Annotated in this window: 12 protein-coding genes and 2 tRNA genes; 9 read left to right on the top strand and 5 right to left on the bottom strand. The window is 51.8% G+C overall.

All coding sequences use genetic code 11. The features are described 5' to 3' along the window. The first annotated feature begins 75 nt into the window (after positions 1-75). The 3 genes from INT21_RS08870 (at position 76) to INT21_RS08880 (ending at position 5,410) form a co-directional block, all read left to right on the top strand. Positions 76-1,344 carry an efflux RND transporter periplasmic adaptor subunit gene (locus tag INT21_RS08870; RefSeq protein WP_193061575.1) on the top strand — a complete coding sequence of 423 codons (1,269 nt, stop codon included), beginning with the start codon at positions 76-78 and terminating at the stop codon, positions 1,342-1,344. Continuing rightward, complete coding sequence (locus INT21_RS08875; protein WP_193061576.1) at positions 1,344-4,529, top strand: efflux RND transporter permease subunit; 3,186 nt, start codon at positions 1,344-1,346, stop codon at positions 4,527-4,529. The genes INT21_RS08870 and INT21_RS08875 overlap by 1 nt, the downstream gene beginning before the upstream one ends. Before the next feature lie 206 nt (positions 4,530-4,735). Then, the gene (locus tag INT21_RS08880; protein WP_193061668.1) at positions 4,736-5,410 is read left to right on the top strand and encodes a hypothetical protein; all 675 of its coding nucleotides are present in this window, start codon (positions 4,736-4,738) and stop codon (positions 5,408-5,410) included. 26 nt (positions 5,411-5,436) lie between these two features. Here the strand turns inward: INT21_RS08880 and INT21_RS08885 are convergent, their stop codons facing one another. Both INT21_RS08885 and INT21_RS08890 read right to left on the bottom strand, forming a co-directional pair. Next, on the bottom strand, positions 5,437-6,369 hold the full coding sequence (locus INT21_RS08885) for an alpha/beta fold hydrolase (protein WP_193061577.1): 933 nt from the start codon (positions 6,367-6,369) through the stop codon (positions 5,437-5,439). Between the two features lie 62 nt (positions 6,370-6,431). Next, the gene (locus tag INT21_RS08890) at positions 6,432-7,043 is read right to left on the bottom strand and encodes a TetR family transcriptional regulator (protein WP_193061578.1); all 612 of its coding nucleotides are present in this window, start codon (positions 7,041-7,043) and stop codon (positions 6,432-6,434) included. 209 nt (positions 7,044-7,252) lie between these two features. Here INT21_RS08890 and INT21_RS08895 point away from each other — a divergent pair, with 209 nt between their 5' ends. Both INT21_RS08895 and INT21_RS08900 read left to right on the top strand, forming a co-directional pair. Further along, positions 7,253-8,284, top strand: coding sequence for a succinylglutamate desuccinylase/aspartoacylase family protein (locus tag INT21_RS08895; RefSeq protein ID WP_095602439.1), 1,032 nt, complete (start codon positions 7,253-7,255; stop codon positions 8,282-8,284). A 311-nt stretch (positions 8,285-8,595) separates the two neighbouring features. Beyond that, positions 8,596-10,050, top strand: coding sequence for a catalase (locus INT21_RS08900; RefSeq protein ID WP_193061579.1), 1,455 nt, complete (start codon positions 8,596-8,598; stop codon positions 10,048-10,050). A 66-nt stretch (positions 10,051-10,116) separates the two neighbouring features. Here the strand turns inward: INT21_RS08900 and dusA are convergent, their stop codons facing one another. Next, a complete protein-coding gene (dusA, locus tag INT21_RS08905) occupies positions 10,117-11,145 on the bottom strand; it encodes a tRNA dihydrouridine(20/20a) synthase DusA (RefSeq protein ID WP_193061580.1) in 1,029 nt (342 codons plus the stop codon). Between the two features lie 334 nt (positions 11,146-11,479). On the opposite strand from dusA, the gene INT21_RS08910 reads away from it, so the two are divergent. After that, positions 11,480-12,061: a hypothetical protein gene (locus INT21_RS08910; RefSeq protein ID WP_193061581.1), complete on the top strand. Its 582-nt coding sequence runs from the start codon at positions 11,480-11,482 to the stop codon at positions 12,059-12,061. A gap of 22 nt (positions 12,062-12,083) precedes the next feature. Here INT21_RS08910 and INT21_RS08915 read toward each other — a convergent pair whose 3' ends face one another. Then, positions 12,084-12,608 (bottom strand): helix-turn-helix domain-containing protein, encoded by a 525-nt coding sequence (locus INT21_RS08915; protein ID WP_193061582.1) that lies wholly within the window; start codon positions 12,606-12,608, stop codon positions 12,084-12,086. A gap of 285 nt (positions 12,609-12,893) precedes the next feature. Here INT21_RS08915 and gltX point away from each other — a divergent pair, with 285 nt between their 5' ends. The 3 genes from gltX to INT21_RS08930 all read left to right on the top strand — a co-directional run bounded on the left by gltX (position 12,894) and on the right by INT21_RS08930 (position 14,736). Then, positions 12,894-14,372, top strand: a complete 1,479-nt coding sequence (gltX, locus tag INT21_RS08920; protein ID WP_193061583.1) for a glutamate--tRNA ligase — start codon at positions 12,894-12,896, stop codon at positions 14,370-14,372. A gap of 137 nt (positions 14,373-14,509) precedes the next feature. Then, positions 14,510-14,585 (top strand) — tRNA-Ala (locus INT21_RS08925). Positions 14,586-14,660: 75 nt separating this feature from the next. Then, positions 14,661-14,736: transfer RNA gene (locus INT21_RS08930), tRNA-Glu, on the top strand. Between the two features lie 420 nt (positions 14,737-15,156). Here INT21_RS08930 and INT21_RS08935 read toward each other — a convergent pair. Continuing rightward, the gene (locus INT21_RS08935) at positions 15,157-16,038 is read right to left on the bottom strand and encodes an NAD(P)-dependent oxidoreductase (RefSeq protein ID WP_193061584.1); all 882 of its coding nucleotides are present in this window, start codon (positions 16,036-16,038) and stop codon (positions 15,157-15,159) included. Between the last annotated feature and the right edge of the window lie 103 nt (positions 16,039-16,141).

Raw genomic sequence — 16,141 nt, forward strand, 5'->3', positions numbered from 1 at the left:
TTTTCTAACACATTAACCAACCTCTCGCTGTGCTGCTATCCGTCAATGTTGAAAAGATTAATGGGAAACCAACGTATGAAGAAAACGATTCACTCAGGTAGAGCGAGTCTAGTGACGCTGATAGCTGCATTGGCGCTAGCCGCATGCGGCCAGGAGCAACCTCAGCAACAGCAGGCTGGGCAGCAGGAAGCTCCGCCTCATGCGGTAGAAGTAGCTGAAATAACCCGCCAGGATATTCCTCTGAATAAATCCTACCCATCACTGCTGCGCAGCGACAGTGAAGTCACGCTTGTGGCACGGGTGAACGGGTTTCTTGAAGAGCGCCATTTTGAGCCAGGGCAACTGGTAGAGCAGGGGGACCGACTCTATACCATCGAGCCAGATCTCTACCAAGCAACCGTTAACCAGCGTGAGGCCGACTTGCAAAGTGCGCGCGCTGAACTGGCCCGTGCCCAGCGTGATGCGCAGCGTTTTGAGCAGTTGCTGAGCCAAAACTCGGTCAGTCGTCAGCAGTATGACCAAGCACTAGCTGACCAGCGCGTTGCCCAAGCAAGTGTCGCTCAAGCCGATGCTGCGTTAACCAGTGCTAATCTTGATTTAGGCTATTCAAACGTCACCGCACCGGTGTCTGGCATGATCAGTTTAAGTCAGATAAACGTTGGTAATTTGGTGACGCCAGGAACTGAGTTAGCCACTATTACGCCGCTTGATCCTCTTGAAGTGCGTTTTCAACTACCTCAGCGCGATGCTTTTGAGCTGCGTCGACAGCTGGGTGAGAGTGGTAGCGCATCAGACATAACCGCGCGTTTGAGTGTGCCAGGACAGTATGGTGACGACAGCGCTGAGCTTGAAGGTCGTTTGAGCTTCCTGGGTTCTCGTGTTGATAGCGGCACCAGTACGGTGCAGGCGTCAGCAGCGTTCGCAAATCCTGATGGCGCGGTATTGCCTGGTCAGTTTGTCCGGGTTCGTGTTGAAGGCTTGAAGCGTTTTGATGTACTGGCCGTACCAGAAATTGCCGTTACTCAAGGGTTAATGGGACCGCGGGTCTTTATTGTCGATGATGAAAATAAAGCGCGCGAGCGCACGGTTCAACTCGGTGAAGTGGCTGGCCCATGGCAAATCATTCATGATGGCCTGACTGCTGGCGAGCGTGTCATCGTAGGCGACCCCGCTGGTCTGGAGCCAGGAATGCTAATTGACCCCCAGCCATTTGAAGGTAACGCTGCCGACATCGTCGCAGAAGCTGAGCAGGAAGACGCCCAGCAAGAAGCCGGGCAGGCAGAGGCAATGCAGGATGGGGCGGCTGACGCACAGCCCGCTGAAGGGGAAGAGGGCGCGCAATAATGAACTTTTCCAACTTCTTTATCAGCCGACCGATTTTCGCCACCGTTTTGGCGATTATCTTGACGCTGGTAGGTACGATGGCGATGCGAATACTGCCGATAGAGCAGTATCCCAGCGTTGTACCTCCCACTGTGTCCGTTCAGGCTCAGTTCCCCGGGGCAGATGCTGAGACGGTTGCGCAAACCGTCGCGGCACCGCTTGCTGAGGCCATCAATGGTGTTGAGGACATGCTATATATGACCTCAAACAGCGCTGATAATGGTCTTATGAGCCTGAGTGTTGCGTTTAACATTGGCACTGATGGTGATATCAACACCATCAATGTCAATAACCGAGTGCAGGGCGCGCTTTCGCAGTTACCTGAGGCGGTTCAGTCTCAAGGGGTGACGGTTGAGTTACGCTCTGACTCTATTCTGATGCTTGTTGCCTTGACGTCTCCTAGCGGTGACTACAACAAAATCTACATGCAGAACTACGCCACGCTTAATATCTTGGATGAGCTACGCCAAGTGCCCGGCGTAGGGAATGCCGAAGTGTTAGGCGGTGGTGAGTTTGCGATGCGGGTGTGGATGGACCCTGACAAGCTGGCTCAGTATGACCTCACGCCCAGTGAGGTGGCCAGTGCTATTCGCGCGCAGAATACCGAAATTCCCGCAGGTAACTTAGCGGCAACACCGCAAAGCGAACCGCGTGCTTATACCTATACAATTACCGCCGGTGGGCGTTTATCGGGAACCGATGATTTCCGCAATATCTATCTGCGTACGAATCCTGACGGCTCTTCGCTGCGTCTCGAGGACGTAGCACGTATTGAACTAGGCGCTTCGTTCTATGGTGTTGATGCACGCTTAAACGGCGCCACAATGACGCCGATCATCATCAACCAGCAGCCGGGTGCAAACGCACTGGAAACCGCTGAAGCAGTGCGTGCCACGATGGAAGAACTATCGGGGCGTTTTCCGCCAGGGCTTGAGTATGTAACGCCTTACGACACCACGCTGTTTATTGATGCCTCGGTAGAAACCGTTCTGCATACGTTTATTGAAGCGTTCCTGATCGTTATCGTGATTCTGTTCATCTTCTTGCAGAACTGGCGCTTTACGGTCATTGCTATGTCGGTCGTGCCGGTCTCGGTTATCGGTACCTTTGCTGGTTTTTACTTGTTTGGCTTCTCAATCAACCTTCTAACGCTTTTCGCTCTGGTGCTGTCGATAGGCATCGTGGTGGATGATGCGATTCTGGTGGTGGAGAACGTTGAACGGGTATTGAGCGAAGAGGACGATATTACGGTTCGTGATGCCACTATCCGCGCGATGAAAGAGGTGGGTGGCCCGGTTATTGCCACATCGCTGATTATGGCGGCGGTGTTTGTACCCGTGGCGTTCCTGGGCGGTTTTACCGGCCAAATTTATCAGCAGTTTGCGATTACCGTGGCGATATCGGTGGCGCTATCGGCGCTGATGGCACTGACGTTCACCCCTGCGCTGTCGGCCATCTTCATTAAGCATAACCTGCATAAAACGAAACAGTCCGCGTTCCGGCGTGCGATTACCACGCCGCTGCGCCTGTTTGACCGCTTCTTCGCTGGTTTTACCGCCGTTTATATGTGGTTTGTGAAAAAGCTGGTGCGTTTCTGGGTGTTAGCGCTTGCGCTGACTGTGGCGGTGGGGGCCGGTTCTTACTGGCTCTATGCAAATACGCCTTCCACACTTGTGCCGGAAACTGACCAAGGTATCGTGCTGGTTAGCGTTTCATTGCCCGATGCTGCGTCGCTTAGCCGAACCCAAGCCTATATGAATGAGCTTAGCTCACAGATAGAAGCCATTCCGGGCGTTGAGTACTCCTCTGCTGTCGCGGGATACGACATTCTGTCGAGTGCGGTCAATACTGCACGGGGCATTATGTTTATCAACATGAAAACCTGGGCAGAACGTGACTTAACGGCTAATGAGTTGGTTGGCCGTATTATGCAGTTGGGGGCGAGCATTGATGGTGGTTCTGCGATGGCGTTTAACGTACCGCCGATCATGGGGCTTTCAACAACGGGTGGTTTCACCGGTTATTTGCAATCTTTTGAAGGCTCGTCACCTCGCGAGTTGTATCAAGCGTCATTGCAAATTATGCAGGCGGCTAACCAGCACCCGGCATTAAGCCGCGTTTTTACAACGTTTAACGTCAATGTGCCTTCTTACCGTGCGGAAATAGATCAGCAAAAAGCGCTGAGCTATGGTGTCGCCCTTGAGAATATCAACTCGGCGCTAGCCAACACCTTCGGTAATGGTTTTGTTAACTTCTTTAGCTACCAAAACCGTAACTTCCAGGTCTATTTACAGAATGAAGATAAATTCCGTAAAACGCCCGATGATGTGAGCAGCGTTTATGTACGTGGTGGCAATGGTGAGCGCATTCCTCTTTCTGAGTTTGTAACGCTCGAACGCCAAACGGGTCCATCTGTTGTTTCTCGCTTCGGTGTTTATGCGGGGGCTCAGTTCCAGGGTAATCCAGCGCCAGGCTACAGCTCTACACAGGCTATTGCAGCGATGGAGGAAGTGGTTCAGGAAACATTGGGCCAAAACTGGGGAATGGGCTGGACGGGGACTGCCTACCAAGAGTCTAACCTTGGCAATACCGCTTTGCTCGCCATTGTGTTTGGTATTTTGATGGTGTTCTTGATACTGGCGGCACAGTATGAGAGTTGGTCGCTACCACTAGCGGTACTTACTGCCACGCCGTTTGCTTTCTTGGGCGGCGTGGGTGGTATTGCGTTGCGAGGCCTGGATACCAGTGTCTATGTCCAGATTGGGATGCTGGTGGTTGTTGGCTTGGCCGCTAAGAACGCGATCCTTATCGTTGAGTTTGCGGAGTTGCAGCGCAAAGAGCATGGTAAGTCGATTCGTGAAGCAGCGATTACCGCCGCGGAGCTCCGTTTCCGTCCTATCGTTATGACCTCACTGGCCTTTATCTTCGGTACCTTGCCATTGGCACTGGCCTCTGGCGCGAGCGATGTGAGTAGCCACCACATAGGTACCACCGTTGCGGTCGGTATGGCGTCTGTTGCCGTGCTGGGAAGCCTGTTTATTCCAAGCTTCTACGCAATGATTGCCACGGTGTCTGATTGGCTCTATCGGAAACGCCACCCTGACCGGGATGGTAACAACGAGCAGGCAGCGCTAGGTCACGACTAAGCATAACGCTGTTTAGCGACTTGCTAGCGGGCACCATGTTTTCATGGTGCCCGTTTTTTTTACAAACTTGATCAAGAGCAATTAGAGAACCACATAAACGCGTAAGGTGGTCTACGCTAAAAGAGACCCTGTTTTTAGCTTGTGCTAATAAATATAACGTCAAGCGAAAACATCACCAGGCTTCGTCTGGAGGAGAACACGCCATGATGCAATCACTTGTTTCCGCCGTACTGCAATTTCCAACGATTGTCTTTACCTTCTTGTTGGCTTTGATATCGCTCTACTGGCTGCTGGTGTTAATCAGGCTTGCACCGTTGGAGCTATTTGAGCGCGATAGCCTACGCGACGATCATATGGCCAGCACACTGGTGTCTTTAGGCTTTGCAGGTGTACCTGCCACGCTTGCGTTAAGCTTCTTGGTACTTTTCGCGGGTGCTATTTCGCTGGCTATTGAGCTACTAGCCCTCCGCTGGTTATCGCTGGGTATGTTGAGGGTGCCTGTCGGTGTGCTCGTGCTGTGGATCTCATTTGCAGTTGCGTCGCCAGTTGCGGCAGCCGTGTGCCATTCATTGCAACGCGCGCTTCATCGCTATCAGCCATTCAATCGCCGCTGTTTATTGGGCGCTACGGTCGTTGTCTCGGAACGCCAGAATGATGAATATGCATCTGCTCAGCTGGAAAATGAACCCAGCAGCGCCGTCAAATTGCATTGCAAAGCGGGGGACTGCCCGCAAGCTGGCGAACGCCGAGTGCTTGTGAAATATCTTGCCAACGAAGGCGCGTACCGCAGTGTGCTTGAGCAACAGTATCTCGATACGCGCGTTCGCGTGAATAAGCTGCGCTTGCACCGCAAGCATCATTCAAACGGCTATTCCACCTAGCGAATGTTGTCTAGCCAACGTATTGTCTAGCCAAATAGGCGCCGCCACTGCTTAATGAGCCACTGGCCAACAGGGTGCGAAGTGGCGGTGACGCTTGTTGGTTTGCTACGGGGGAAGGCGCTGAGTGGCGTGTCGAGAAACTGACGGAGCGGTGTTACTTGCTCGGGTTGATTCAGCATAGGGGCATGGCCACAGCCTGGGGCGGTGAAAGTAACTAAGCTGGGTTGCACCTCTTTCATACGCGGCAGCGTTTCGGCATCCAGTAAGGTTGATTCGGCACCTCGAATCACCATCACAGGGCAGTGAATATTTGCCCAATCTGCCCATGTGTCTCGCGGTGTGTCATGGATAAATTGCTCGCCAATACGGGGGTCGAAGTGATAGGTCCAACTACCATCAGGGAGTCGTCGTGCGCTTCCCAATGCCAGCGCTTGCCATTCATCATCAGAGGTGATTCCAAAGCTTGCGTAGTGCTGTGTCAGCTCTTTTTGTAGGTCTGCAAAGTTCGTAAAACGGTGAGTTAGGCTGAAATAACTGGAGAGCGCGATTAGGCCGTCTTTATTCAACTCAGGCCCAACATCGTTCAGGATAAGCCTAGAAATCCGATGTTGATGTGTTTTGTCAGCAGCCAGCAGCATGCCCAATAGCCCGCCCATGGAAGTGCCCAGCCAGTCGACCTGCTTTAATTGAAAATGATCTAGCACGCCTATCGCCACGGTCATGTAGTGGCTGTAGAGATAATCGTGGGCAGGAAACAGTGACCAGCTGGAAAGGCCGCGACCAGGTGTATCTGGCGCAAGAATACGCCATTCGCTGCCCATCTGATGGGCTAGGGCTTCGAAATCACCGCCGTGGCGCGCAAGGCCATGCCATGCCATCAGCGTGCGGGGTGCGTCGGGATTCCAAATGCGCACAGCGATATCAAGTTCGCGGATACGAACAAATTCCAATGCATCCATAAAATTATCCTATGCTGACAATCCGTTCAGTATAGGTGTGTTGCTGCATTGCAGCGAGATGGTTAGCGCTTCATCATGGTGATTAATGTATCGATGAGCTCACCGCCGCGTTCGCGCAATGAAAAAGATTCTGGATTTCGCAGCCAGTCATGAAACAAGCCACCCAGTGCTGCCTGCATAAGCCGCGTTGCCACCTCAGGGGTTAGATCAGCGCGTAGCAACTGCTGCTGTTGGGCCAGTTGAAATACCGACAGCATTTCATCAAAACACTCGTCTGCGATCTCATCTTGCATCTGAATCGGGTTGATATCGCTAAAGAATTCACAGCGATGCAGCAGAATTGATAAAATGCGCTGATGGGATGGCTGCTCCATGCGGTTTAAGCCGGCATGGCAGGCAAGTTGTATGGCAGTTAGTGGTGAGATAGTCGGGTCGGCGTTATTTACCTCTTCCATTAGTGACTGGAAGGGCATGTGCACACGCTCCACTAGCGCCATAAAAAGGTCGCCTTTATTTTTAAAATGCCAATAAACAGCACCGCGCGTCAGGTCGGCGTGACGAGCAATTTGCTCCAGCGATGTGCGAGCTACGCCTTTTGCGAAAAACACCTCTTCAGCCGCATCCAACAGCGCTTCGCGAGTTGCAGCAGCCTCCGCTTTGGTTTTTCTTGCCATATAAAAACGTAACCTCAGTAATTGACACGTGATACGCCCATTTTATCTTATGTGCACCACTTTTTACATTCAAAACTGTATGGTTAATTACTTTAGCTCATAACGTGGATTAACAAATTCGTCATTTGTCAGTAAAAAGCGTATAAGATTAATTTGGAAACGCCGTTTCGAAACGAAACCGTTATTAGGCACGCTATAGGATTCTCAGCATGGCGCGAGCACCCTTTACCCTGGCTGGGCGCACTGTAATGCCTGGCCAACGCTTACAAATTGATGTGCCTGTAGCACGCCTGTATACCCACACGCAGCTGCATATTCCGGTCGAAGTCGTGCATGGGCGTAAAGATGGCCCGGTCATGCTGGTATGTGGAGGGATTCATGGCGATGAAATTAATGGAGTTGAAATTGTTCGTCGCCTACTGCGTTCCAAAGCAATCAATAGCTTGCGTGGCACGTTAATTGCTGTACCCGTCGTCAATGTTTTCGGTTTTTTACAGCAAACGCGCTATTTACCAGATCGACGAGATTTGAACCGCTGTTTTCCGGGCAGTGAAAAGGGCTCGTTAGGTGGGCGTATTGCGGCGCTATTTCGCGATGAAATTGTCGATCACGCCACGCATATTATCGACTTGCATACGGGTGCTATTCATCGCACCAATCTTCCGCAAATTCGTGCTCAGTTACAGCCAGGCAGTGAAACTGAGCGCATGGCCGATGCGTTTGGTGCCCCTGTGGTACTCAATGCAGAGCTCCGCGAAGGTAGCTTACGCCACTATGCTCAGAACCGTGGCATTCCGGTGCTTACTTATGAAGCTGGTGAGGCGCTACGTTTTGATGAGTGGGCAATTGCCCCCGGCGTGCGTGGCGTTTTACGCGTGATGCGCCGTTTAGGTATGCTGACCGGCGAGCAGCGTCGCCGCTCGCCAATGCCTGCTGAACTTGCCAATGGCTCCAGCTGGGCGAGGGCGCCTATTGATGGCATTTTGCGTCCTAAGGTGCGCCTGGGCGCTCGGGTAGCAAAAGGCGAGGTGCTCGGTAAAGTGGCAGACCCCTTCGGCAATGATGAAGGTGAGGTGCTCTCTATGGCCGACGGCATTGTTATTGGTATGAGCCGTCTGCCGCTAGCGAACGAAGGTGAAGCGCTTTATCACATCGCCCGCTTTGATGAGATTGAAGAAGCTGAGACGGCGATTGAAAATTTTCAATCAAGCCTGACGCCTCAGCCTGATGCGATGTATTGATACTCGGCTTTGGTACTTGGTACTGATGATGAGCACTGTTACTAAGTAACGGTGTTCTACCAAGAGACCTTTGAACATCTGCTCACAAGCCGTTGTTGAAAATTATTGTTAAAGGCTTTTCATTAAAAAATTATAGCTAAAAACTATTGGCTTAATAGAGAGAGTGACCGAGTCACAGGTGGCGTGATGCACGTGAGTTGGCTATATCTGTGGGGTGGCCGCTTTAGCTTAGATTAATATAGCCTGTTAAAGGCGGCCTTTTTCCAGTGGTACGAATCGTGCCATGTCGAATATGACAAGGAGGAAGTGTCATGAGCAGTGATAGCCAGCATCCCACTACGAATGAGTCAGGTATTCCGGTTTCAAGCGACGAGCATGCTCTGTCAGTAGGCCCTGATGGCCCCATTGTTATGCATGATCACTATTTGATGGAGCAAATGGCGGCGTTTAACCGTGAAATGATTCCTGACCGCCAACCTCATGCAAAGGGGAGTGGTGCGTTTGGGCATTTTGAAGTAACCCACGATGTTAGCCACTATACCAAAGCCAAGTTTCTACAGCCGGGCACTAAGACCGACGTGCTGATTCGTTTTTCGACTGTCGCCGGGGAGAGCGGCAGCCCTGACACATGGCGCGACCCCCGCGGTTTCTCGATTAAGTTTTATACCGAAGAAGGCAACTTCGACATGGTGGGTAACAATACCCCCGTGTTTTTTGTCCGCGACCCGATGAAATTCCAACACTTTATTCACTCGCAAAAACGCCGAGCGGATAATGGCCTGCGTGACCACGATATGCAGTGGGATTTTTGGACACTGGCACCTGAGTCAGCTCACCAAGTGGCATGGTTGATGGGCGATCGAGGCGTGCCAGCCACGTGGCGGCACATGAACGGTTACTCCAGCCACACCTATATGTGGGTAAATGCTGAAGGAGAACGGTTTTGGGTGAAGTATCACTTCAAAACTGATCAGGGGATTAAATGCATGACCCAAGAGCAGGCCGATCAGATGGCCGGCAGTGATGCCGATTATCATCGTCGTGACTTGTTTGAGGCCATTAAGCGGGGCGACTATCCTACGTGGACGCTCAACATGCAGATTATGCCGTTTGATGATGCCAAGACCTACCGAGTGAATCCTTTTGACTTGACCAAAGTGTGGTCTCATAAAGACTACCCGTTAATCGAAGTTGGTAAGCTGACGCTCGACCGTAATCCCACGGATTTTCATAGCGAAATTGAGCAAGCCGCGTTTGAGCCTAATAACATGGTGCTGGGGACCGGATTATCACCGGACAAAATGCTATTGGCACGCTCTATCTCTTATGCTGACGCTCACCGTGCCCGCTTGGGTGTGAACTACAAGCATATCCCAGTGAATACCCCAAAATGCCCCGTGCACAGCTATAGCCAAGGTGGTGCGATGCGTATTCGGCACGCTACCGATCCGGTGTATACGCCCAATAGCAAAGGCGGGCCGAAAGCCGATGCTCAGCGCTACCCAGAAGACGCGGTGTGGTCAACAGACGGAAAGTTTGTACGTGCGGCCTATACGCTCAGAAAAGACGATGACGACTGGAGCCAAGCCCATGCGCTAGTGCGTGAAGTAATGGATGATGCCCAGCGTGATCGCTTAGTGTCGAATGTGGTAGGACACTTATCCGGTGGCGTTACCGAGCCTGTATTAGCACGTGCTTTTGAGTACTGGCGCAATATTGATCAAGAGGTCGGCGAGCGGATTGAGCAGGGCGTTCGCAATCCATAGCGGCGTTTTACACCTAGCGCGTCCAAGCCGCTAGGCGTTCGTCTTAATATGCAGCCCGCAGCCGAGCTAGGTCGCGGGCTGTAGTGCTTCCTGAGTCTCTGTTTCGGGTTCGCGAACTAAGCTAAGCGCTTCATCGAAAAGGCGCAGGCCCGCGTCCTCTTTGTGCGCGTGTTCAGACAGGTGGCGACGGAAGCGTCTGCCACCGGGACAGCCCTGAAATAACCCCAGCAAATGGCGGGTAATGTGATTCAGCTTGGCCCCTTCATCTAACCGCTGCTGAATATACGGGCGAAATGCGTTAGCCGCTTCCAAGCGCGTACGCGCAGGCCCCGCTTCACCAAATAGCTGCTCATCGACCCCGGCGAGTAGCCACGGGTTTTGATACGCCTCGCGGCCCACCATCACACTATCTATGTGCTCAAGCTGGGCTTTGCACTCGGCTAGGGTTTTAATCCCCCCATTAATGCCAATATGCAGCTCTGGGTGGCTCTGCTTCAGACGATGCACGCGGGGGTAGTTAAGGGGCGGTACATCCCGGTTTTGCTTAGGCGACAAACCCTGCAGCCAAGCTTTGCGCGCGTGAACCGTAAAGATGTTGCAACCTGCAGCCGCCACAATCTCAATAAACCGCGCCAAGTCAGCATCTTCATCCTGATCGTCTATCCCGATACGGCACTTCACCGTGACCGGAATCGACACTGCCGCCTGCATAGCTTTCACCGCCGCCGCCACTTTTTCAGGGTGGCCCATCAAACAAGCGCCAATCATATTGTTCTGCACCCGGTCGCTGGGGCAGCCGACATTCAGATTGACTTCGTCGTAACCCCACGCCTCGGCAATGGCTGCACACTCGGCCAGCTCTCCCGCATCGCTGCCACCCAATTGCAACGCAATCGGATGCTCTACATCGCTATAGCCTAAAAAGCGCTCACGGGGCGTTCCATGCAAAATGGCACCAGTGGTCACCATCTCGGTATACAGCAATGTCCGCTTGGTTAACGTGCGTGCAAACGCGCGGTAATCGCGGGTTGTCCAATCCATCATAGGTGCCACGGAAAACAGACGAGCAGCATCTGCTGGGCTTGTTTTAGTCATATCAATCACTTGCATCATTCGATGCGGTATAAGCCAGTCGTGGTTGCTTAACAGCAGGGGGAGTCGTTGGCGAGCGATTGTACGCAAAAAGCGGGTTTGAGTACAAAGCACACGCGGCTCAATTGTGAGGGTAGAGGCCGGCAAAGGTGGAAGGTGAATATCGCTTGTTCAAAGTCCGGCGCGTAGGTATTGAATCCACAAAAACGAAATTAGTTTCGTTTGTCAATGAAATAAGCCTTTTGAGCCCTGCAGCACTTTGCTTGTTTTGCGGTCTTATTCAATGTGATGAGGGCTAGGCAGTGGTAAGCTGATATTTCGTTGTTGAGGAGTCTCTATGCATAAGACACTAGGTGGTATCAGTTTAGTGTTGGTGAGCGTGCTGCTGCTGGCTGGTTGTGGCGGTCAGGAGGAGGAGTCACCCTCAGAGTCGCCTGAGCCGGTCGTTGAAGTGCCTAGCCCACAGCAAAGTGCCGAACCACAAGAGGTGGTCGATCCTCTCGTTGTAGCCATTTCGGCTAGGGCCTCTCTGCGCTCTGATCGTCGTTTAATGGTAGAAGGCGAAACCAACCTGCCGGACGGCGCTCTTATTCAGGTAACCATTGAGCGTGAGATAAGCCGCGTGCGTTGGCAGGAGCGTACCAGTGTTTTACAAGGGCGGTTTAATGCTGGCCCCTTTGGTTCTGGCAGTGGCTTACCGGATGGACGATATAGTGTGCAGGTCCAGCTTTCAGAAGCCGCCGTGCAGCCAGAAGTGGTTCAGGCGCGCATTGGCAGTGAAGGGGAGCATTTGGCTGGCGAGCTGGTTAGCCAAACTCGCCATGGATTAGGGCAGGTTGCCACCTACTCGCGCAGTTTCTTAGTGGGCAGTGAACCAAGACGTACGCGCGACCAGGTGGACGTAGTTGAAGAAATGTAGGACGTGGGGGGATAAAGATGCTTTAGGCAGGAGACCAGTGTGCTAGCAGTACCGCATGTATGGTGGTGTCACTGGGCGCTTTAGCAAAATGCTCAATAACATAACCTTGTTCTTGCTGGATCAGATAATGACCAGCTTTGTGAAATACATGGGTAGGGCCTAATAGCACTAAGTCGCCTGCTAACACCGGTGAGAAATCCGTTTCTTGGCCGGGGGTTGCCATTATGCAGGGAGCTTTCCAGTCAATCTTTAGCGGCAGATGATGCGGCACCGTCATCATAGTTGCCTGAACCTGTTCCCAGGGGAGGGGACCAGTATGTGTCAGGATCAACAGAGGGGCGGCACTGTCACCTTCTAGTAGGGTTGCCAAAGAGCAATCAAGGGCATCGGCGAGCGCAACAAGGCGTTCGTGGCCGATTTGTTTGATAGCACCGGATTCCCAGTAAGAAATGGTGACATCTGATACGCCTACTTTACGTGCGAGGGCAGCTTTGTTGAGCTTGGCCCGAAGCCGCAGTTGCTTTATACGTGAGCCTAGCGATTCCATTTCATTTTCCTATCGTTGAGCTAAACAAGCTCGTTGAGTGTACTTCCACCCTATTCGGCGGCGCTCTGTGCATACTAGAAATCGCGAGGCGCTCTCAAGTATGAACACGAATCATAGGGGCTTCGCCATACTAAGCGATTGTGCTTTAACGCGCATCTTCCTATTAATGAGCCTCCAACTTCTGATCAGACGCTTTTAAGTCAAACTCGTTCCCTGCAAGGTACTGCTGGTTGCCTTAAGGGTGCGTATAATGCCGAGACGCTTTATTGCCAAAAGGACATTTTGATGACCGTTCGTACTCGTATCGCGCCTTCTCCAACGGGTGATCCGCATGTAGGTACTGCCTATATCGCGCTGTTTAATCTCTGTTTTGCGCGCCAGCATGGTGGCCAGTTCATTCTGCGCATTGAAGACACCGATCGGGTTCGGTCTACCGCTGAATCAGAACAGATGATTTTAGATTCGTTACGTTGGCTAGGGCTGGAGTGGGATGAGGGCCCTGATGTGGGCGGCCCTCACGGCCCATATCGACAAAGCGAGCGTGGTGATATCTACGCCCAGTACGCCCAGCAGCTTATGGATGCGGGGCATGCCTTTAAGTGTTACCGCACCAGTGAAGAGTTGGGTGAACTGCGGGAAGCTCGCAAAGCGGCGGGTATGCACTTGGCTTTGAAACCCGTTGACTTAGCGTTGGCTGCGGATGAGCAGGCTCGTCGTGAGCAGGAAGGCTGGCCTTATGTCGTTCGCATGAAGGTACCGAGCACCGGCGTTTGTGTGGTGAACGATATGTTGCGCGGCACAATCGAAGTTGAATGGGCGCAAGTTGATGCTCAAATTCTGCTGAAGTCGGATGGCATGCCTACCTATCATCTGGCAAACGTGGTTGATGATCACCTAATGAACATTACCCATGTGCTGCGCGGCGAAGAGTGGATTAATTCAGCGCCTAAGCATCAGTTACTTTATGAATACTTCGGCTGGGAAATGCCGCAGTTGTGCCATTTGCCGCTACTGCGTAATCCCGATAAGTCCAAGCTATCCAAGCGCAAAAACCCGACGTCGATTAACTACTATCGTCGTATGGGGTTCTTGCCTCAGGCCGTCACTAATTACTTAGGCCGTATGGGTTGGTCGATGCCTGACGAGCGCGAGAAGTTTAGCCTGTCAGATATGATGGCTGAGTTTGATATTCAGCGAGTATCGTTAGGTGGGCCAGTGTTTGATTTGGAAAAATTGACCTGGTTGAACGGCGTTTATATTCGTGAAGACTTAGATGACGATGCGCTGCTTCAGGCGCTTCGGGAATGGGCATTCAATGAAGAGTACGTGAAACAAATACTTCCTCAGGTGCGTCCTCGTGTGGAAACCCTTTCCCAAGTAATTCCGCTGGCGGGGCACTTTTTCTCTGGGCTGCCTGCGCTAACGGAAAACGACTTTGCTAGCGTGAAGCTTGAGAAAGAAGAACTGGTTAAGCTGCTGCAGTTCTTGGTGTGGCGTTTTGAAGCCGTGCCTGCATGGACGAAAGAAGTGCTCTTGGCAGACGTTAAAGTGCTTGCTGAGCATTTCGATATTAAGATGAAGGCTTTCCTTGCCCCTGTCTTTATTGCCATTACGGGCAGCACGTCGAGCACCTCTGTAATGGATGCCATGGCGATCTTAGGTTCCGACGTGACGCGAGCACGGCTACGTAGTGCCATTGACGTATTAGGCGGTGTTTCCAAGAAGCAAGCCAAACGCTTTGAAAAAGAGTTTCGTGATCTCTAATGTCTAGTTGATGTTTAGGATATGGCACTAGCGGGCTTTCTAAAGGTGTCTGTAATACGAGTGCTTGAAAAGGGTGCTTGAAAGGCTTGACGAAGGCGGGCGTAATCAGTAACATACGCTCCGTCTTCGAGACATGTGGGGCCTTAGCTCAGCTGGGAGAGCGCAACACTGGCAGTGTTGAGGTCAGCGGTTCGATCCCGCTAGGCTCCACCAATATCGAAAACTCTGGTTTTCAATACAAAGTTTTCAATATAGCGTCTCAAGGCCGTATTTATTTAGGTTAATAACGTCCCATTCGTCTAGTGGTCTAGGACACCGCCCTTTCACGGCGGTAACAGGGGTTCGAACCCCCTATGGGACGCCATCTCCTACTTCCTCGAAATTTATTTGCAGATTTATTGTCGGCAAACATTTCTCAAAATACGCATTTTAATTAAAGGCAATGAGGCAACTCATCTGTCGTTTTTTGCGTTCCCGTTATTATGGCTGTTGGCTGAAATCATTCTCATTTCAATCGTTTTTGGGCGATTTTGTGCTTGACTTGTCCACTTTTGCAAGTTTGCAGAAGGGGTTGTGCACAACCCTGAGCTGTTGTCTCAAAAAATCAGTGATTTAGCATTATTTCTTTTAAATCAATAAGTTACATTAGGTTAAAAAATGATCAATTTAAGGCTGGGTCACTGTTCATGGCGATTGTGGGACGTTTTGTAGTGGTTGTGAACAGGGTTATCCACAGATAGTGTGGAAAACCCTTTTCAAGATCGAGGCGCTTAAAAGTCAAGCATTATTCTGGCTTTTGGAGGCGCTTCAAGAGCGACGAAGTGTCCCAGCGTCCTCCATCCATACGTTGCACATCAGCATAAAATTGGTCAACAAGGGCGGTGACGGGTAGCGTGGCGCTCAGTCGACGAGCTTGCTCTAAGCAAATGCCTAAATCTTTGCGCATCCAGTCCACTGCAAAGCCATGATTGTACTCATTGGCAATCATCGTTTTGTGGCGGTTTTCCATCTGCCATGAACCAGCGGCACCCTTGGATACCACATCAATTACCTGTTGTTGATCCAGACCTGCTTGTTCGGCGAAATGGAGGCCTTCGGCAAGACCTTGTACTAAGCCAGCAATACAAATCTGGTTAACCATTTTAGTCAGCTGGCCACTGCTAGCGCTGCCCATCAGTGTGACGGCACGGGCGTAGTGATTAAGGATGGGGTGGACAGCGTCAAAGTGTGTCTGCTCACCACCACACATAATCGTCAGTGCGCCATTTTCAGCCCCTTGCTGCCCGCCGGAGACGGGGGCGTCTAAAAAGGCTACGCCTTGCTCGCGGCAGGTGGTGTCTAGTTCCAGAGCGAGGTCTGCAGAGGCAGTGGTGTGGTCGATCAGGTAGGTGCCGGTTGTCATGCTGCTTAGCACGCCGTCGGTGCCGGTAGTTACTTGCCTGACGTCGTCGTCATTACCTACGCATATCAAAACAAGGTCAGCGCCGTCAGCGGCTTCTTTGGGGGTGGCGTGTACGGTGCCGCCATACTCGTTTGCCCAAGTATCTGCTTTACTGCTTGTGCGGTTGTAAACACGCGTTGTAAGGCCTTGTTTGGCAAGATGGCCTGCCATGGGGTAGCCCATAACGCCCAGGCCAATAAAAGCAACAGTAGTGATGGTTCGCATAGAGCACCTTGTGGGTGTGTGATGAGTGCTAGGGGTGTGGAATATTTTGTGTAGAGTAATAAAAAAAGAATTTACGATAAGCAAAAGGCCACCCGTGGGTGGC

Source organism: Halomonas sp. 3F2F (assembly GCF_014897805.1).
Classification (GTDB): domain Bacteria; phylum Pseudomonadota; class Gammaproteobacteria; order Pseudomonadales; family Halomonadaceae; genus Vreelandella.

What these genes read in the sequence shown, in the direction of transcription:
- INT21_RS08895 (WP_095602439.1), top strand. Translation starts at nt 7,253, where the DNA reads ATGGCGCGAGCACCCTTTACCCTGGCTGGGCGCACTGTAATGCCTGGC.
- INT21_RS08885 (WP_193061577.1), bottom strand. Translation starts at nt 6,369, where the DNA reads ATGGATGCATTGGAATTTGTTCGTATCCGCGAACTTGATATCGCTGTG.
- INT21_RS08935 (WP_193061584.1), bottom strand. Translation starts at nt 16,038, where the DNA reads ATGCGAACCATCACTACTGTTGCTTTTATTGGCCTGGGCGTTATGGGC.
- INT21_RS08915 (WP_193061582.1), bottom strand. Translation starts at nt 12,608, where the DNA reads ATGGAATCGCTAGGCTCACGTATAAAGCAACTGCGGCTTCGGGCCAAG.
- INT21_RS08900 (WP_193061579.1), top strand. Translation starts at nt 8,596, where the DNA reads ATGAGCAGTGATAGCCAGCATCCCACTACGAATGAGTCAGGTATTCCG.
- INT21_RS08880 (WP_193061668.1), top strand. Translation starts at nt 4,736, where the DNA reads ATGCAATCACTTGTTTCCGCCGTACTGCAATTTCCAACGATTGTCTTT.
- dusA (WP_193061580.1), bottom strand. Translation starts at nt 11,145, where the DNA reads ATGACTAAAACAAGCCCAGCAGATGCTGCTCGTCTGTTTTCCGTGGCA.
- INT21_RS08890 (WP_193061578.1), bottom strand. Translation starts at nt 7,043, where the DNA reads ATGGCAAGAAAAACCAAAGCGGAGGCTGCTGCAACTCGCGAAGCGCTG.
- INT21_RS08875 (WP_193061576.1), top strand. Translation starts at nt 1,344, where the DNA reads ATGAACTTTTCCAACTTCTTTATCAGCCGACCGATTTTCGCCACCGTT.
- INT21_RS08870 (WP_193061575.1), top strand. Translation starts at nt 76, where the DNA reads ATGAAGAAAACGATTCACTCAGGTAGAGCGAGTCTAGTGACGCTGATA.
- gltX (WP_193061583.1), top strand. Translation starts at nt 12,894, where the DNA reads ATGACCGTTCGTACTCGTATCGCGCCTTCTCCAACGGGTGATCCGCAT.
- INT21_RS08910 (WP_193061581.1), top strand. Translation starts at nt 11,480, where the DNA reads ATGCATAAGACACTAGGTGGTATCAGTTTAGTGTTGGTGAGCGTGCTG.